We start from the raw sequence: 15,274 nt of genomic DNA, 5'->3' as shown, positions 1-15,274 counted from the left end.
TCAGAAAGAGGGCCCCTGCTCTGCCTGAGCGGCGAGCAGGGGCCCTCCTCTCAGGTCACCAGCCGCGCTCGGCCAGGCGGTGCGGCTGCGGGATCTCGTCGACGCTGATGCCGACCATCGCCTCGCCGAGGCCCCGGGAGACCTTGGCCAGCACGTCCGGGTCGTCGTGGAAGGTGGTGGCCTTGACGATCGCGGCGGCCCGCTGGGCCGGGTTGCCGGACTTGAAGATGCCGGAGCCGACGAAGACGCCCTCGGCGCCGAGCTGCATCATCATCGCGGCGTCGGCCGGGGTGGCGATGCCGCCGGCGGTGAACAGCACCACCGGGAGCTTGCCGGTCTCGGCGACCTCCTTGACCAGGTCGTACGGGGCCTGGAGCTCCTTGGCCGCGACGAACAGCTCGTCGGCCGGCAGCGAGCTGAGCCGGGCGATCTCCTGACGGATCTTGCGCATGTGCATGGTGGCGTTGGAGACGTCACCGGTGCCGGCCTCGCCCTTGGAGCGGATCATGGCCGCGCCCTCGGTGATCCGGCGCAGCGCCTCGCCCAGGTTGGTCGCCCCGCACACGAAGGGGACGGTGAACGCCCACTTGTCGATGTGGTTGGCGTAGTCGGCCGGGGTGAGCACCTCGGACTCGTCGACGTAGTCCACGCCGAGCGACTGGAGGATCCGGGCCTCGACGAAGTGGCCGATCCGGGCCTTGGCCATCACGGGGATCGAGACGGCGTTGATGATGCTGTCGATCATGTCGGGGTCGCTCATCCGGGACACCCCGCCCTGGGCGCGGATGTCGGCGGGCACCCGTTCCAGGGCCATCACCGCGACAGCTCCGGCGTCCTCGGCGATCTTGGCCTGCTCGGCGGTGACCACGTCCATGATCACGCCGCCCTTGAGCATCTCGGCCATGCCGCGCTTGACGCGGGCGGTGCCGACGACGGGGGTGGCGCTGGCGTTCGGGGAGATGGTTTCGGGCACGGGTTATCGCTCCTCGGCGTGCTCGGGGGGTGGCTCAGCTGAATGCTACGACGGGGTCAACGCCGGTCCGACAGCCAATCAGACCCCGGGTGGCCTGCTCTGTGGCCGTCATCACCCCGGCCCGGCCGCTGGCCGACGGGCCCGGGCTGCGGCAGACGCCGCTCAGGCGGGCACGTCGGCGGGGAGCGCGAGGGTCGGGTCGTCGATGTCGAAGTAGCGCGGCCACGGGTGCCGGCGGCCCATCCGCAACAGCCGCACCAGCCGCCGTCCCCGCGCCGCGCGGGCGTCCCGGACCAGGTCGGTGTGCACCTGACGGGCCAGGGCGAGCCGCCGGCTCGCGGCGATCACCGTCTCGCAGTCCGGGTCGGCCGGGTCCAGCCGCACCGCCCGCAGCTGCCGGGTGAGGTCGTTCTCCGCGGCCTCGCGCTCCTCCGGCTCGGCGTCCAGCGCGATCCGGGCCGCCGCGTACAGCTCCACGCCGTAGCGCCGCTCGGCCAGCACCGCGGCGGCGGCGGCCCGGCGCAGCAGGTGCGCCTCCAGGGCCCGGGCCGCGGCCTCCGCGCGCAGGCGCAGCCGCTCGACCCGGCCGACGGTCCAGGTCAGGTACGCCGCGAGCAGCCCCACGACGAGAATCCCGCCCAACCACCACCACATGCCCGGCATCGTAGTGCTGCTCCGTTCGCCTCCGGCCGGAGCGCGACCCGCCCCGACACCTGCGTCCCACCGGCACCCACGGTCACGGCGGTCAGCCCAGCCCCGCCCACTCCTGGTCGATCACCCGCCCGTCGGTCGCCTCGATCGCCGCCGCGTACACCTCCAGCACCCGGCGGGCGACGACCGGCCAGTCGAAGTGCGCCACCACCTGGTCCCCGCACTCGGTCAGCGCGGCCCGCCGCGCCGGGTCGTCCAGCAGCCCGGCCAGGGCCGCCCGCAGCGCCACCGCGTCCCCGGTGGGGAAGAGCAGCCCGGCCCGGCCGCCGTCGAGCACCCGGCGGAACGCGTCCAGGTCGCTGGCCACCACCGTGGTGCCGGCGGCGAGGGCCTCGGTGAGGATCATCCCGAAAGACTCCCCGCCGGTGTTCGGGGCCACGTAGAGGTGGACGCTGCGCAGCATGCGCGCCTTGTCCTCCTCGGAGACCAGGCCGAGGAAGGTGACCCGGTCGCGCAGCTCGGCGGGGAACTGGTCGAACAGGTCGTCCGGATCGCCCGGCCCGGCGACCAGCAGCCGCAGGCCCGGGCGGGAGCGGGCCAACTCGACGAACGCGTCGCACAGGATCGGGAAGCCCTTGCGGGCCTCGGTGAACCGGCCGAGGAAGCCGAGCGTGCCGCCCTCGGCCAGGTCGCACTCCCCCGGCCAGCCGGGCAGCGGTGTCGCGTGGCTGAACTTGGCCACGGTGACCCCGTTGGGGATCTCCACCGCGCCGCCGTCCATGTGCTCGACCTGCACCTTGCGGGCCAGGGCGCTGACCGCGATCCGGGCGGTGATCCGCTCCAGCACGATCTGCAGCAGGCCCTGCGCGGCGGCGAGCACCCGGGACCGGGTCATCGCGGTGTGGAAGGTGGCCACCACCGGCCCCTTCGCGGAGAGCACGGCGACCATCGACAGGCTCAGCGTCAGCGGCTCGTGCACGTGCAGCACGTCGAAATCGCTCCGGGCGATCCACCGCCGGACCCGGGTGGTGGAGACCGGGCCGAACGCGATCCGGGCCACCGACCCGTTGTACGGCAGCGGCACGGCCCGGCCCGCCGACACCACGTACGGCGGGAGCGGGGAGTCCTCGTCGGCGGGGGCCAGGACGCTCACCTCGTGCCCGAGCCCGATCAGCGCCTCGGCCAGGTCCATCACGTGGTTCTGCACCCCGCCGGGCACGTCGAAGGAGTACGGGCACACGATGCCGATCCGCATGTGAGCGCCCTCCGCCTCAGACCGGTCCGGTGACGGCCGGCGGCGTGGAGACGGGTCGGGGCTGTCCGCCGTCGCCGGTGCCGCGCTGGTCCAGCCACATCCGTTGCAACATGTGCCAGTCTTCCGGATGCCGGGCGATGCCCGCCGCCAGACCGTCGGCAATCCGCTGGGTCAGCGCCCGGACCCGCTGGTCCAGCGGCCCGCTGTCCTCCTCGGGCAGGGGCAGCGGGCCCTCGATCGAGGCGCACGCCGCGTCCGGTTCGTACCATAATGAGGCGACGTAGAGCGGCGCCCCGGTGCGCAGGGCCAGCAGCGCCGGGCCGGCCGGCAGCCGGGTCCGCGCGCCGAAGAAGTCAACCTCGATCCCCCGGGCGGAAAGGTCCCGGTCGGCCAGCAGCGGCACCACCGCGCCGGCGCGCAGCCGGTCCACCAGCACGTCGAACGCGGGCCGCTCGCCGCCGTGGGTGGGCAGGATCTCCATGCCCAGCCCCCGCCGGAAGGCGAGGAAACGCTGGTAGATGCCCTCGGGCTTGAGCCGCTCGGCGACCGTGGTGATCGGCCAGCCGGTGGCCGCCACCCAGGCCCCGGCGGCGTCCCAGTTGCCGGCGTGCGGCAGCGCCACCACCGCGCCCCGGCCGGCGGCCACGTCGGCGGCGAGCCGGTCGACCCCCTCGGGGGCGAGCCGGAACCCGGCGAGGAGCTGTTCCCGGCTCAGCGCCGGCAGCCGGAACGTCTCCATCCAGTAGCGGGCGTAGGAGCGCAGGCCGCGCCGGAGCAGGTCGTCCAGCTCGGCCTCGGGCAGCTCGGGGCCGACCACCCGGCGCAGGTTGGCGCGCAGTCGGGTCGTACCCCCGCCGCCGGAGCGGTGGGCGCGGTCGGCGCCCGCCCGGAAGGCCGCAGCCACCACGGGCCGGGGCAGCGCGCGGACCAGACGCCAGCCGGCGACGTAGCCGAGCTCGGTCAGGTTCACCCCTGCGACCCGTCCGGGGCTGCCTCGCGGGCCTGCCGGTACACGTGGGCGATCCGCTGGCCCACGGTGAAGATCGAGACGGCGGCCAGCAGCCAGAGCGCGATCTGCAGGGCGTACGGGACGCCGAAGCCGGTGAGCAGGCCGCCCACGCCGACGATGAGCAGCCGCTCGGTCCGCTCGGCAATGCCCACGTTGCAGGTCATCCCGAGCCCCTCGGCGCGGGCCTTGACGTAGGAGACCAGGCCGCCGGCGGCCAGGCAGAGCAGCGCGGCGGCGACCCCGGCGTGGTCACCCTCGGTGGCCAGCCAGTACGCGACCGCGCCGAAGACGGCGCTGTCGGCGACCCGGTCCATGCTCGAGTCGAGGAACGCCCCGAACCTCGTCGAGCCGCCGCTCATCCGGGCCATCGTCCCGTCGAGCAGGTCGGTCAGCGCGAAGAACGTCACGATGAGGGCACCGGCGACCAGATGGCCGCGGGCGCCGAAGCCGAGCGCACCGGCCAGCACCCCGAGGGTGCCGGTGACGGTGACAGCATTGGGGGACACGCCCGCTCGGAGCAGGCCGCGCGCGATCGGCTCAACGACGCGGGTCATCCCCGCCCGGACCGACACTTGGAAGATCTTCGCCATGGCGGTCCCACGATAACGGCCGGCCCTCGGCGAGGGCACGCCACGGTCGCCAACCCGCCCGGGGAGGGCTTGTGCCGGCCCTCCGAGGGGTGTGAGATCGAGCCTGAGGGTGAGCCAGCTCACCCGACCGACCGTCCCGTACCCGCCGCACGGCAGATCACCGGAGGATGGCGCCGCGGAGTTTCCGCACCGGGCCGCTTCCCCGTCGCGCGCGGCGGTCGCCACCAACCACCGGCTGAGGGAGGTGCGCCCCATGGCGCAGAGGAATCAGGACAAGGGGGTCACCGGCGGAGTGCCGGTGGTGACCGAGCCCGCCAGTATTCGCAACGTGGTGCTCGTCGGGCACTCCGGGGCGGGCAAGACGACCCTGGTCGAGGCGCTGCTCGCGGCGGCCGGCACGATCGGGCGGGCCGGCACGGTCACCGACGGCACCACGGTCTGCGACCACGACCCGGCCGCCGTGCGCCAACAGCGCTCGGTGAGCCTGGCCTGCGCCCCGCTGGTGCACGACGGCGTCAAGATCAACCTGTTGGACACCCCGGGGTACGCGGACTTCGTCGGCGAGCTGCGCGCCGGCCTGCGGGCCGCCGACGCCGCGCTGTTCGTGGTCTCCGCCGTCGACGGGATGGACGCCGCCACCGCCGCGCTCTGGGAGGAGTGCGCCGCGGTGGGCATGCCCCGGGCGGTCGCGGTGACCCGGCTGGACCACCCCCGCGCGGACTTCGACGAGGCCGTGGCGCTGTGCCAACGGGTCTTCGGCGACAACGTGGTCCCGCTGCACCTCACGATGCTCGGCGACGACGGCGAGTCCGTCGTCGGACTGCTCGGCCTGGTCACCCGCCGGGTCTTCGACTACACCGCCGGGCTGCCGGCCCAGGTGCGCGAGCCTGACCCGGAGCACCTGCCGGCGATCGCCGAGTCCCGCAACGAGCTGATCGAGGGGATCATCGCCGAGAGCGAGGACGAGTCCCTCATGGACCGCTACCTCGCCGGCGAGGAGATCGACACGCAGGTGCTGGTCGCCGACCTGGAGAAGGCGGTCGCCCGGGGGCACTTCCACCCGGTGGTGCCGGTCTGCGCGGCGACCGGCGTCGGGCTGGACGTGCTGCTCGACGGCCTCGTATCGGCATTCCCGTCGCCGCTGGAGCACGAGTTGCCCGCCGTCACCGGCGTGGACGGCTCCCCCCGGCCGCCGCTGACCTGCGACCCGGACGGCCCGCTCGTCGCCGAGGTGGTCCGCACGACGGTGGACCGGCACGTCGGCCGGGTCTCCCTGGTCCGGGTCTTCTCCGGCACCCTGCGCCCCGACCGGACGATGCACGTAGCCGGCCACGGCCTGGCCGAGCGGGGGCACCCCGACCACGACGCGGACGAGCGGGTCGGGCACCTCCACACGCCGCTGGGGGCGACCCTGCGCGAGGTGCCGGTCTGCGTGGCCGGCGACATCTGCGCGATCACCAAGTCGGGCAGCGCGGAGACCGGCGACACGATCTCCGCCAAGGACGACCCGCTGCTGGTGGCCCCGTGGGAGATGCCCGAGCCGCTGCTGCCGGTGGCGGTCGCCGCGCGCAGCCGGGCCGACGAGGACACCCTGTCCCGCAACCTGGCCCGGCTGGTCGCCGCGGACCCGACGCTGCGGCTGGAACGCAACCCGGAGACCCACCAGCTCGTCCTGTGGTGCATGGGCGAGGCACACGCCGACGTGGTGCTCGACCGGCTGCGCGGTGGCGGCGTCGAGCTGGACACCGAGCCGGTCCGGGTGGCGCTGCGGGAGACCCTCGCCGCCCCGGCCACCGGGCACGGCCGGCACGTCAAGCAGTCCGGCGGCCACGGCCAGTACGCCGTCTGCGACATCGAGGTGGAGCCGCTGCCCCGGGGGGCCGGCTTCGAGTTCGTCGACCGGGTGGTCGGCGGGGCGGTGCCGCACAACTACGTCCCGTCGGTGGAGAAGGGCGTGCGGGCCCAGCTGGAGCGCGGCCTGGTCGCCGGGTACCCGGTGGTGGACCTGCGGGTGACCCTCGTCGACGGCAAGGCGCACAGCGTCGACTCCTCCGACGCGGCGTTCCAGACCGCCGGGGCGCTGGCGCTGCGCCACGCCGCCGAAAAGGGCCAGCCGACCCTGCTGGAGCCGGTGGACGAGGTGGCCGTCCGGGTGCCGGACCACACCGTCGGGGCGGTGCTGGGCGACCTCTCCGGCCGGCGCGGCCGGGTGCTCGGCACCGAGTCGGACCCGGACGCCGACGGCCGCACCGTGGTCCGGGCCGAGGTCCCGGCCATCGAGCTGCTCCGGTACGCGATCGAGCTGCGCGCCCTGACCTCCGGCACCGGCACCTTCCGCCGCCACTTCACCCGCCACGACCCGATGCCCACCCACCTGTCCGACCAGACCCGCAACGAACACCCCCCCACCCCCTGACCCCACCCGCACCCCCGCACCCCCGCACCCCCGCGATCTTGCAGTTACGGCCCCGGCAATTGGGGCAGAAGCCTCGTTCCGAGGGCCACAACTGCAAGATCGACGGAGATGGGTGGGCGCGAGGGAGGGCGGGGGGAGGGTGGGGGAAGGGGGGTCAGGGGCGGGCGGAGGGGGTGGGGGGCATGGGCCAGCGGGGGCGGTCGGCGGAGCTGAGGGCGGCTGTGCGGAGGGCCGCCAGCTGGCGTTCCACCTCGGCGAAGTGGTCGGGGGTGAGCGGGCCGAGGGCCAGTGCGGCGGCGTTCTCCTCGACCTGGGCGACGGTGCGGCAGCCGGGGATCGGGACCGTTCGGTCGCTGCGCGCCCAGATCCAGCCCAGGGCGCCCTGGGCCAGGGTGCGCCCGTCGGCGGTGAGCGCCGCCCGGACCGCGCCGACCCGGCGCAGCCACTCCGGGGCGGGTCGGCCGCTGCGGAACCACTCCAGCCAGTTCGCCGTGGCCCCCCGCACGTCGTCGCGGGGCAGCGTGGAGCCGGCGCCGTACTTGCCGGTGAGCAGGCCCATCCCCAGCGGACTGCGGTTGACGCTGGCCAGGTCGTACTTGTCGCAGACGGCGAGTAACTCGGGGGCGTCCCGCAGCACCGACAGCGTGTGCTGCACGGCGGTGGCGTGCCGGGCGCCCTGCCCGAGCCAGGTGGCCCGGTCGACCCGGTCGGTGCTCCACCCGTACGCCCGGACCAGGCCGTCGGCGACGAGGTCCTCGCAGACGCCGAGCAGCGCCTCGGCCCTCGGCACCGGCAGGTCGCCCAGGTGCAGCTGGTAGAGGTCGATGCGGTCGGTGTCCAGCCGGCGCAGGGAGTCGGTGACCGCCCGGCGCAGGTACTCCGGCGAGGGGTCCTCCCCGGTGGCCTGGCGGGCGTCCTCGTCGAACGTGTAGCCCCACTTGGTGGCGATCACGGCCTCGTCGCGCCGGCCGGCGAGGGCCCGGCCGAGGACCCGCTCGCCGTGCCCGGCCCCGTACGTGTCGGCGGTGTCGAAGAGGGTGACCCCGAGGTCGAGCGCGCGGCGCACCGCACGGACGGACTCCTCGTCGTCGACCGCGCCCCAGCCCAACGGCTGGACACCCTCGGCCCAGGGGCCACCGATCGCCCAGCACCCCATGCCGAGGGCGCTGACCTCGATGCCGCTGCGACCCAATGTCCGTGTCGTCACTGCCATCGCCAGATCGTGCCACCCCGGGCCCGGTCGAGGGCAGCGGGTTGGCCGAAAGAAGGCGGTCGACTACGTAGGGTCAGCTCGGCCAGGCGCGGGTGAACAGCTCGCGGGTGTCGGTGAGCAACTGTGGCAGGACCTTGGTCCGCCCGATCACCGGCATGAAGTTGGCGTCGCCGCCCCAGCGGGGCACCACGTGCTGGTGCAGGTGCGCGGCGATCCCGGCACCGGCCACCCCGCCCTGGTTCATGCCCAGGTTGAATCCGTGCGCGTTGCTGACCGCGCGCACCACCCGCATCGCGGTCTGGGTGAACGCCGCCAGCTCGGCGGTCTCCGGCAGGGCCAGGTCGGTGTAGTCGGCCACGTGCCGGTAGGGGCAGACCAGCAGGTGCCCCGGGTTGTAGGGGTAGAGGTTGAGCACCGCGAACACGTGCTCGCCCCGGGCCACCACCAGGCTCTCCTCCGGCGGCAGCCCCGGCGCCCGACAGAACGGGCAGCCAGCGGGCTTCTCGTACCCACCCTCGGGCCGGTCCCCACCGGAGACGTAGGCCATCCGGTGCGGAGTCCAGAGCCGCTCCAACCCGTCGGCCATGCCGCTGTCCCTGTGCCGTTCCTCCCCTGTCACGCCACCGATCCTACGTTCCCGCCCGACCCCGCCCCAGTGCCGGAGTGGGGGATCCGCTCGGGGCTACCTGGGGGTGCGATGGGGCCTCACCGGGACGAATAGGGGTGTGAAAGTTCTTGACGTAGAGATGATGGTGAATGAAGCTTCCATTCCAATCGAAACTGATATTCGTCGATGGGAGTCACCCTGTGAAGACCGCCTTCCGCCGGATCGGCAGAGTTCTTGCCGCCTGCGCGCTCGCCGCCGCCACCACCCTGGTGGGCCTGACCGTGACCACCGGTGCCGCACAGGCCGACGGCTGCTACAACTGGGGCCGGACGCTCGTCCAGGGCTCGACCGGCGAGGACGTCCGCCAGCTCCAGATCCGGATCGCCGGCTACCCCGGCTACAACTCGCAGATCGGCCTCGACGGCGTGTTCGGCCCGGCGACACGCGCGGCGCTGATCCGCTTCCAGCAGGCGTACGGCCTGGCGGCCGACGGCGCCGCCGGCCCGCTGACCTTCGCCAAGCTGTACGCGCTCCAGGACGACGACTGCACGCCGATCAACTTCACCTACGCCGAGCTGAACCGGTGCAACAGCACCTGGGCCGGCGGGGCGGTCGCGGCGAGCACCGCCAAGTTCAACGCGCTCGTCTCGATGTGGAAGCTCCAGGCCATGCGGCACGCCCTCGGGGACGTGTCCATCCAAATCAGCAGCGGCTTCCGCAGCGTCGCCTGCAACAACGCGGTCGGCGGGACGTCCAACAGCCGGCACCTGTACGGCGACGGGGTGGACCTGGTCGGTTCCCCGTCGTTCTGCCGGATGGCCCAGCAGGCCCGCTACCACGGCTTCGGGAACATCCTCGGCCCCGGCTACCCGGGCCACAGCACCCACACGCACGTCGGGGCGGCCGGCGGCTGGTCGGCGTCGAGCTGCGGCATCTGATCGACCGGCGCCGACACTACGGCCCGGCCCAGGTGGGGCTCCCCTCGTCGCCTCGGCGGCGAGGGGAGCCCCACCTGGCGTGTCAGGCCGGGTCGGGAGCCGACGGGCCGGTGTTCGACCGGGAGGTGACCACGTCGAGCACGTGGGCCACCGCCTCGGCCATCGGCACGCCGTTGCGCTGCGAGCCGTCCCGGTACCGGAACGACACGGTCCCGGCGGCCACGTCGTCGTCGCCGGCGATCACCATGAACGGGATCTTCTGCTGCTGGGCGGTGCGGATCTTCTTCTGCATCCGGTCGTCGCCCGCGTCCACCTGGGCCCGGATGCCCTCGGCGCGCAGCGCCGCGACGAACCCGTGCAGGTAGTCGGTGTGGTCCTCACGGATCGGGATGCCCACCACCTGCACCGGGGCCAGCCAGGCCGGGAACGCCCCCGCGTAGTGCTCGGTGAGCACCCCGAAGAACCGCTCGATCGAGCCGAACAACGCCCGGTGGATCATCACCGGCTGCTTGCGGGTGCCGTCGGCGGCCTGGTACTCCAGCCCGAACCGGGCCGGCTGGTTGAAGTCGACCTGGATCGTCGACATCTGCCAGGTCCGGCCGATCGCGTCCCGGGCCTGCACCGAGATCTTCGGGCCGTAGAAGGCCGCACCGCCCGGGTCGGGCACCAGGTCCAGCCCGGACGCCTCGGCGGCGGTGCGCAATGCCTCCGTCGCCTCGGCCCAGTCGGCGTCGTCGCCGATGAACTTCGGCGAGTCGTCCCGGGTGGACAGCTCCAGGTAGAAGTCGTCCAGGCCGTAGTCGCGCAGCAGGTCCAGCACGAAGGTGAGCAGGGTCGACAGCTCGCCGGGCATCTGCTCCCGGGTGCAGTAGATGTGCGAGTCGTCCTGGGTCAGCCCGCGCACCCGGGTCAGGCCGTGCACCACGCCGGACTTCTCGTACCGGTACACCGTGCCGAACTCGAACAGCCGCAGCGGCAGCTCCCGGTAGGACCGCCCGCGCGACCTGAAGATCAGGTTGTGCATCGGGCAGTTCATCGCCTTGAGGTAGTAGTCCGCGCCCTCGAGCTGCATGGGCGGGAACATGGTGTCGGCGTAGTAGGGCAGGTGGCCGGAGGTCTCGAAGAGCTGCGCCTTGGTGATGTGCGGGGTGTTGACGAACTCGTACCCCGCCGCCTCGTGCCGGCGGCGCGAGTAGTTCTCCATCTCCCGGCGGATGATGCCGCCCTTGGGGTGGAAGACCGCCAGGCCGGAGCCGATCTCGTCGGGGAAGCTGAACAGGTCCAGGTCCGCGCCGAGCTTGCGGTGGTCGCGCCGGGCGGCCTCCTCCAGCAGCTTCAGGTACGCCTTGAGCTCGTCCCGGGTCGGCCACGCGGTGCCGTACACCCGCTGGAGCTGCGGGTTCTTCTCGCTCCCCCGCCAGTACGCGGCGGCCGAGCGCATCAGCTTGAACGCCCCGATCAGCCGGGTGTTCGGCAGGTGCGGGCCCCGGCACAGGTCCGACCAGCAGACCTTGTCCTCCTTGGCCGCGAGGTTGTCGTAGATGGTCAGCTCGCCGCCGCCCACCTCCATCACCTCGGACGAGTCCAGCCCCTCGCCCTTGACGTCGATCAGCTCCAGCTTGAACGGCTCGGCGGCCAGCTCGGCCTTCGCCTCGTCCAGGCTGTCGAACCGTCGCCGCCGGAACCGCTGACCGGACTTGACGATCTCCTGCATCCGCTTCTCGAGCTTGGCCAGGTCGTCGGGCTGGAACGGCTTGTCCACGGCGAAGTCGTAGTAGAAGCCGTTCTCGATCGGCGGGCCGATGCCGAGTTTCGCCTCCGGGAACACGTCCTGCACGGCCTGGGCGAGCACGTGCGCGGTCGAGTGGCGCAGCACGTTCAGCCCGTCCGGGGTGTCGAGGCCGACCGGCTCGACGGTGACGTCCTCGGCCGGCGCCCAGTCCAGGTCGCGGAGCTGGCCCTGCGGGTCGCGGACCACGACGACCGCCTTGGGGCCGCTGGCCGGCAGGCCGGCCGCGGCCACCGCGTCGGCCGCCGTCGTCCCGGCGGCGACGACGACGGGGTCGGCCACGACGGGGGTACGGGGTGCGGACACGGTGACTCCTTCAGCTGACGACGAACGCGGCCGAGCGACCGCCCCCGCTGATGCTAGCGGGCACCAAGGGGCCCCTTCTTGTCGCATTCGGTGAAGGCGGCGCTCCGTCCCGACGCCTTCCGCCCGGGGCCGTCGGCGGGGCCCGCAGGGCCGTCGGCGGGGCCGCCCGGGGCGGTGGCGGCCACCTCGGCGGCCCGGACACGGGGTGTGGGCGTTCCGCGACCGGGCCGGGCGGGGTGGTCAGCCCGCCCAGTCGGGCAGCGGCTCGCGGGCGGCGAGCCAGTCGGCGGGCACCCCGCCCGGCGAGCCGACGCCGGTGTGGGCGGCCACCACCGCACCGACGATCGCCGCCGTGGTGTCCACGTCCCCGCCCGCCTCGACGCACGCCCGGACCGCGGCCGGGTAGTCGTCCAGGCGCGTGGCGGCGACCCAGAGCGTGAACGGGACGGTGTCCTGCGCCGTCACCCGGGAGCCGTTGCCGAGCGCGTCGGCGGCGGCGGCCACCGGGCGGTCCAGCAGGGCGGCGGCCCGGCGTACCCCCTGGTGCACCTGGCTGCCCGGGTCGAGGGCGGCGGCCACCGCGGCGAGCAGCCGCGACGGCGGCGGGCGGTCCCCGTCGAGGCGGGCCCGGGCGGCCAGGGCGGCGGCCACCGCCACCGCCACCGCGCCGGCGATCCCCTCCGGGTGGGCGTGGGTGACCTCGGCGGACGCCCGGGCCTGGGCCGCGGCCCGCCGGGTCGAATCGGCGAACCACGCACCGAGCGGCCCGACCCGCATCGCCGCGCCGTTGCCGCACGAGCCCTGCCCGTCGAACGCGGAGGCCGCGGCGACGGGCCACGGCGTGCCGGTGCGGATCAGGCGCAGGATGGTCACCGCCCCGGGGCCGTAGCCGCGGTACGGCTCGCACCGGTGCGCGAACGCCAGCGCCAGCCGGTCCCGGTCGACCTCCCCTGCGCCGGCCAGCTCGGCCAGCACGGAGCACGCCATCTCGGTGTCGTCGGTCCACTGCCAGGGCGGCGCGGGGAGCCGGCCGGCGGCGAGGTCCCCGGGCCGGTGACCCGGCACGAAGAACTGGGAGCCGAGGGCGTCGCCGACGGAGAGCCCGGCGAGGCTGTCCCGGGCGAGCGCCAGCCGGGTGTCCGGGAAGAGCGTGAAGGACATGGTCGTACCAGCTTGCCCGGTTCGCGGGTGCGCCGCAACGCGTCCACTTGCCCTGCCGAGTACGGTGCTGACGTGGCCACGGTGCTCCTGGTCGAAGACGACCACGTCGTACGCGGCGCGATGCTGCGGTCCCTCGCCGACCGGGGGCACGCCGTGCACGCCGTCGGCACGGCGCTGGACGCACTGCGCCGGGTGGCCGCGGAGACCCCCGACCTGGTGGTGCTCGACCTCGGCCTGCCGGACCTGGACGGTTCGGACGCGCTGCGGATGCTGCGCGGCATCACCGACGTGCCGATCATCATCGCCACCGCCCGCGACGACGAGCAGTCGGTGGTGCGGCTGCTGCGGGCGGGCGCCGACGACTACATGGTCAAGCCGTTCACCGGCGCGCACCTGGACGCCCGGATCACCACGGTGCTGCGCCGGGCCGGCCGGGCCAGCCGGACGGTGCAGCCGGCCGTGCACACCGTCGGCGGCCTGCGGGTGGACGTCGGCGAGCGCAGCGCCCTGCTCGACGGGATGGCGCTCGCGCTGACCCGCAAGGAATTCGACCTGCTGGCGTATCTCGCCGCCCGACCGGGGCGGGTGGTTTCCCGCCGGGAACTCTTGGAGGAGGTATGGCACCAGCCATCGGTCGGCGAGGACCAGACCATCGACGTTCACCTGTACTGGCTGCGTCGCAAAATGGGCGAGTCCGCGGCGAAGCCGCGCTACCTGCGCACCGTGCGGGGGGTCGGCTTCCGGTTGGTGGCCCCGGACTGAGGGTCGCGCTGGCCTGGCTCACGGCCGGCATGTGCGCGCTCGTCGCGCTGGCGTTCCTGGTCCCCCTCGGCATCAGCCTCGGCGAGCAGACCCGTCAGGAGGCCCTCGCCGACGCCGCCCGGCGCGGCGCGCTGGTCACCGGCGCGCTCGCGGTCAGCACCGAGCCGGCGGCGGTGCGGCGCGCGGTGGAGGCCAGCGGCGCGGACCCGGCGACCCGGCCGGTGGTGCACGGGCTGGACGGCGCCGCGCCGGCCGGCCGGGCCGACGCGGCGGCGGTGGCCAGGGCCACCGCGGACCGGCGCTCGGTGATCGTCGACGTGCCCGGCGGGGTGCTCCGGCTGGATCCGGTGGTGCTCGGCGACACGGTGGTCGTGGTCGAGGTGTTCGTGCCGGACTCCGCGCTCGAGGAGGGCTCCGGGGGCCGCTGGCTGCTACTGGCCGCGGTGGCGGTGGCCCTGGTCGGGGCCGCCGTGCTGGTGGTGGACCGGGTAGCCGCCCGCGCGGTCGACTCGACCCGGGGGCTGGTGAAGGCCGCTCTCGCGGTGGGCGACGGCGACCTCGGGGTACACGTCGAGCCGAGCGGCCCGCGCGAGCTGGCCGAGGCCGGCTACGCGTTCAACCGGATGGCGGACCGGATGGCGGCGGCGCGCACCGACGAGCGGGAACTGGTGGCGGACCTGTCGCACCGGCTGCGCACGCCGCTGACGGTGCTGCGGCTGGACGCCGAGGGGCTGGACTCCGACGACACCAGCGTGGGCTCGTTCACGGAGGCGGAGCTGGACCGGCGGCGCACCATCCGGCGGATCCGGCAGGCCATCGTGACCCTCGAGGGCGAGATCGACGTGCTGATCAAGACGACCCGCAAGACGGTCGCCCACGAGGCCGGCCCGGCGATGTGCGACGTCAGCGAGGTGGTCCGGGACCGGATGGTGTTCTGGTCGGCCCTCGCGGGGGACCAGAACCGGCCGCACCGGGTCAGCGGGGCGCAGCTGCGCATCCCGGCGCCCGTGCCCCGGGCCGAGCTGGCCGCCGCCCTCGACGCGGTGATCGGCAACGTGTTCCGCTACACCCCGCAGGGCACCGCGTTCGAGCTCGCGGTCTCCCGCCGGGACGGATACGTGGCGATCCGCATCGACGACGCCGGCCCGGGCATCGCCAACCCGGACCGGGCGCTGCGGCGGGGAACCAGCGACCAGGGCTCCACGGGGCTCGGCCTGGACATCGCCAAGCGGGTGGCCCTGCAGGCCAACGGGTCGGTGAGCATCGACCGGGCCCGGCTGGGCGGGGCCAGCGTGGTGATGCTGCTGGCCGACCCGGAGGCCACCCCGCGGCAGGTCAGCCGCTTCGGCCTGGTCGGCCGGATGGCCCGGGAAGCGCGGGAGCAGAAGAGCGGGGGCCGCCGCTGGCCCCGGCAACGCCCCACGGACGGCTGACCGTCCCGCAGCCTGTGGGCAGACACAAGTCTTTCTTAGATTCGGATTAACGGCACCGACGGGCCGGGCGCGACCTGACAGGATCGGGGAGCGAACCCACCAGTTCCACCGGCCGCCCCCGGATCCACCCCCTGGCCGGTGGAGTCCGTGCACGCGGCGGGAGTCCGGTCC

Annotated in this window: 13 protein-coding genes; 4 read left to right on the top strand and 9 right to left on the bottom strand. The window is 74.2% G+C overall.

Annotated features, from left to right (window positions below; all coding sequences use genetic code 11):
- Positions 1–55: 55 nt before the first annotated feature.
- The 5 genes from pdxS to pgsA form a co-directional block, all read right to left on the bottom strand.
- Positions 56–973: a pyridoxal 5'-phosphate synthase lyase subunit PdxS gene (gene pdxS / locus ACQPZO_RS10955; RefSeq protein ID WP_387019040.1), complete on the bottom strand. Its 918-nt coding sequence runs from the start codon at positions 971–973 to the stop codon at positions 56–58.
- A gap of 162 nt (positions 974–1,135) precedes the next feature.
- On the bottom strand, positions 1,136–1,636 hold the full coding sequence (locus ACQPZO_RS10950) for a hypothetical protein (RefSeq protein WP_433349390.1): 501 nt from the start codon (positions 1,634–1,636) through the stop codon (positions 1,136–1,138).
- An 82-nt stretch (positions 1,637–1,718) separates the two neighbouring features.
- Positions 1,719–2,879, bottom strand: coding sequence for a glycosyltransferase family 4 protein (locus ACQPZO_RS10945; protein ID WP_433349388.1), 1,161 nt, complete (start codon positions 2,877–2,879; stop codon positions 1,719–1,721).
- A 16-nt stretch (positions 2,880–2,895) separates the two neighbouring features.
- The gene (locus ACQPZO_RS10940; protein ID WP_433349386.1) at positions 2,896–3,849 is read right to left on the bottom strand and encodes a phosphatidylinositol mannoside acyltransferase; all 954 of its coding nucleotides are present in this window, start codon (positions 3,847–3,849) and stop codon (positions 2,896–2,898) included.
- On the bottom strand, positions 3,846–4,478 hold the full coding sequence (gene pgsA / locus ACQPZO_RS10935) for a phosphatidylinositol phosphate synthase (protein WP_433349384.1): 633 nt from the start codon (positions 4,476–4,478) through the stop codon (positions 3,846–3,848). Before pgsA ends, ACQPZO_RS10940 begins: the two co-directional genes overlap by 4 nt.
- Before the next feature lie 253 nt (positions 4,479–4,731).
- On the opposite strand from pgsA, the gene ACQPZO_RS10930 reads away from it, so the two are divergent.
- Complete coding sequence (locus tag ACQPZO_RS10930) at positions 4,732–6,894, top strand: elongation factor G-like protein EF-G2 (protein ID WP_433349382.1); 2,163 nt, start codon at positions 4,732–4,734, stop codon at positions 6,892–6,894.
- Positions 6,895–7,048: 154 nt separating this feature from the next.
- On the opposite strand, the gene ACQPZO_RS10925 is transcribed toward ACQPZO_RS10930, so the two are convergent.
- Complete coding sequence (locus ACQPZO_RS10925) at positions 7,049–8,107, bottom strand: aldo/keto reductase (protein ID WP_433349380.1); 1,059 nt, start codon at positions 8,105–8,107, stop codon at positions 7,049–7,051.
- A 73-nt stretch (positions 8,108–8,180) separates the two neighbouring features.
- Positions 8,181–8,693: an HIT family protein gene (locus ACQPZO_RS10920; RefSeq protein ID WP_433350933.1), complete on the bottom strand. Its 513-nt coding sequence runs from the start codon at positions 8,691–8,693 to the stop codon at positions 8,181–8,183.
- 221 nt (positions 8,694–8,914) lie between these two features.
- Between ACQPZO_RS10920 and ACQPZO_RS10915 the strand changes: the two genes are divergently transcribed.
- Positions 8,915–9,652: a D-Ala-D-Ala carboxypeptidase family metallohydrolase gene (locus ACQPZO_RS10915; RefSeq protein ID WP_433349378.1), complete on the top strand. Its 738-nt coding sequence runs from the start codon at positions 8,915–8,917 to the stop codon at positions 9,650–9,652.
- A gap of 82 nt (positions 9,653–9,734) precedes the next feature.
- Here the strand turns inward: ACQPZO_RS10915 and thrS are convergent, their stop codons facing one another.
- Both thrS and ACQPZO_RS10905 read right to left on the bottom strand, forming a co-directional pair.
- Positions 9,735–11,747, bottom strand: a complete 2,013-nt coding sequence (gene thrS, locus ACQPZO_RS10910) for a threonine--tRNA ligase (protein WP_433349376.1) — start codon at positions 11,745–11,747, stop codon at positions 9,735–9,737.
- Positions 11,748–11,987: 240 nt separating this feature from the next.
- Entirely contained in the window at positions 11,988–12,908 is a 921-nt protein-coding gene (locus tag ACQPZO_RS10905) for an ADP-ribosylglycohydrolase family protein (protein ID WP_433349374.1), read from the bottom strand.
- Positions 12,909–12,980: 72 nt separating this feature from the next.
- Between ACQPZO_RS10905 and ACQPZO_RS10900 the strand changes: the two genes are divergently transcribed.
- The gene (locus ACQPZO_RS10900; protein WP_433349373.1) at positions 12,981–13,670 is read left to right on the top strand and encodes a response regulator transcription factor; all 690 of its coding nucleotides are present in this window, start codon (positions 12,981–12,983) and stop codon (positions 13,668–13,670) included.
- A gap of 29 nt (positions 13,671–13,699) precedes the next feature.
- On the top strand, positions 13,700–15,103 hold the full coding sequence (locus ACQPZO_RS10895; protein ID WP_433349371.1) for a HAMP domain-containing sensor histidine kinase: 1,404 nt from the start codon (positions 13,700–13,702) through the stop codon (positions 15,101–15,103).
- The last annotated feature ends 171 nt before the right edge of the window (positions 15,104–15,274 follow it).

It is taken from the genome of Micromonospora sp. CA-111912 (assembly GCF_050948415.1).
Lineage (GTDB): Bacteria > Actinomycetota > Actinomycetes > Mycobacteriales > Micromonosporaceae > Micromonospora.
This window is presented reverse-complemented; position numbering and strand designations above follow the sequence as displayed.

Bases quoted from the DNA above. Each gene is read 5' to 3' on its own strand.
- ACQPZO_RS10950 (WP_433349390.1), bottom strand. From the start codon at position 1,636: ATGCCGGGCATGTGGTGGTGGTTGGGCGGGATTCTCGTCGTGGGGCTG.
- ACQPZO_RS10925 (WP_433349380.1), bottom strand. From the start codon at position 8,107: ATGGCAGTGACGACACGGACATTGGGTCGCAGCGGCATCGAGGTCAGC.
- ACQPZO_RS10895 (WP_433349371.1), top strand. From the start codon at position 13,700: ATGTGCGCGCTCGTCGCGCTGGCGTTCCTGGTCCCCCTCGGCATCAGC.
- ACQPZO_RS10945 (WP_433349388.1), bottom strand. From the start codon at position 2,879: ATGCGGATCGGCATCGTGTGCCCGTACTCCTTCGACGTGCCCGGCGGG.
- pgsA (WP_433349384.1), bottom strand. From the start codon at position 4,478: ATGGCGAAGATCTTCCAAGTGTCGGTCCGGGCGGGGATGACCCGCGTC.
- ACQPZO_RS10930 (WP_433349382.1), top strand. From the start codon at position 4,732: ATGGCGCAGAGGAATCAGGACAAGGGGGTCACCGGCGGAGTGCCGGTG.
- ACQPZO_RS10920 (WP_433350933.1), bottom strand. From the start codon at position 8,693: ATGGCCGACGGGTTGGAGCGGCTCTGGACTCCGCACCGGATGGCCTAC.
- ACQPZO_RS10905 (WP_433349374.1), bottom strand. From the start codon at position 12,908: ATGTCCTTCACGCTCTTCCCGGACACCCGGCTGGCGCTCGCCCGGGAC.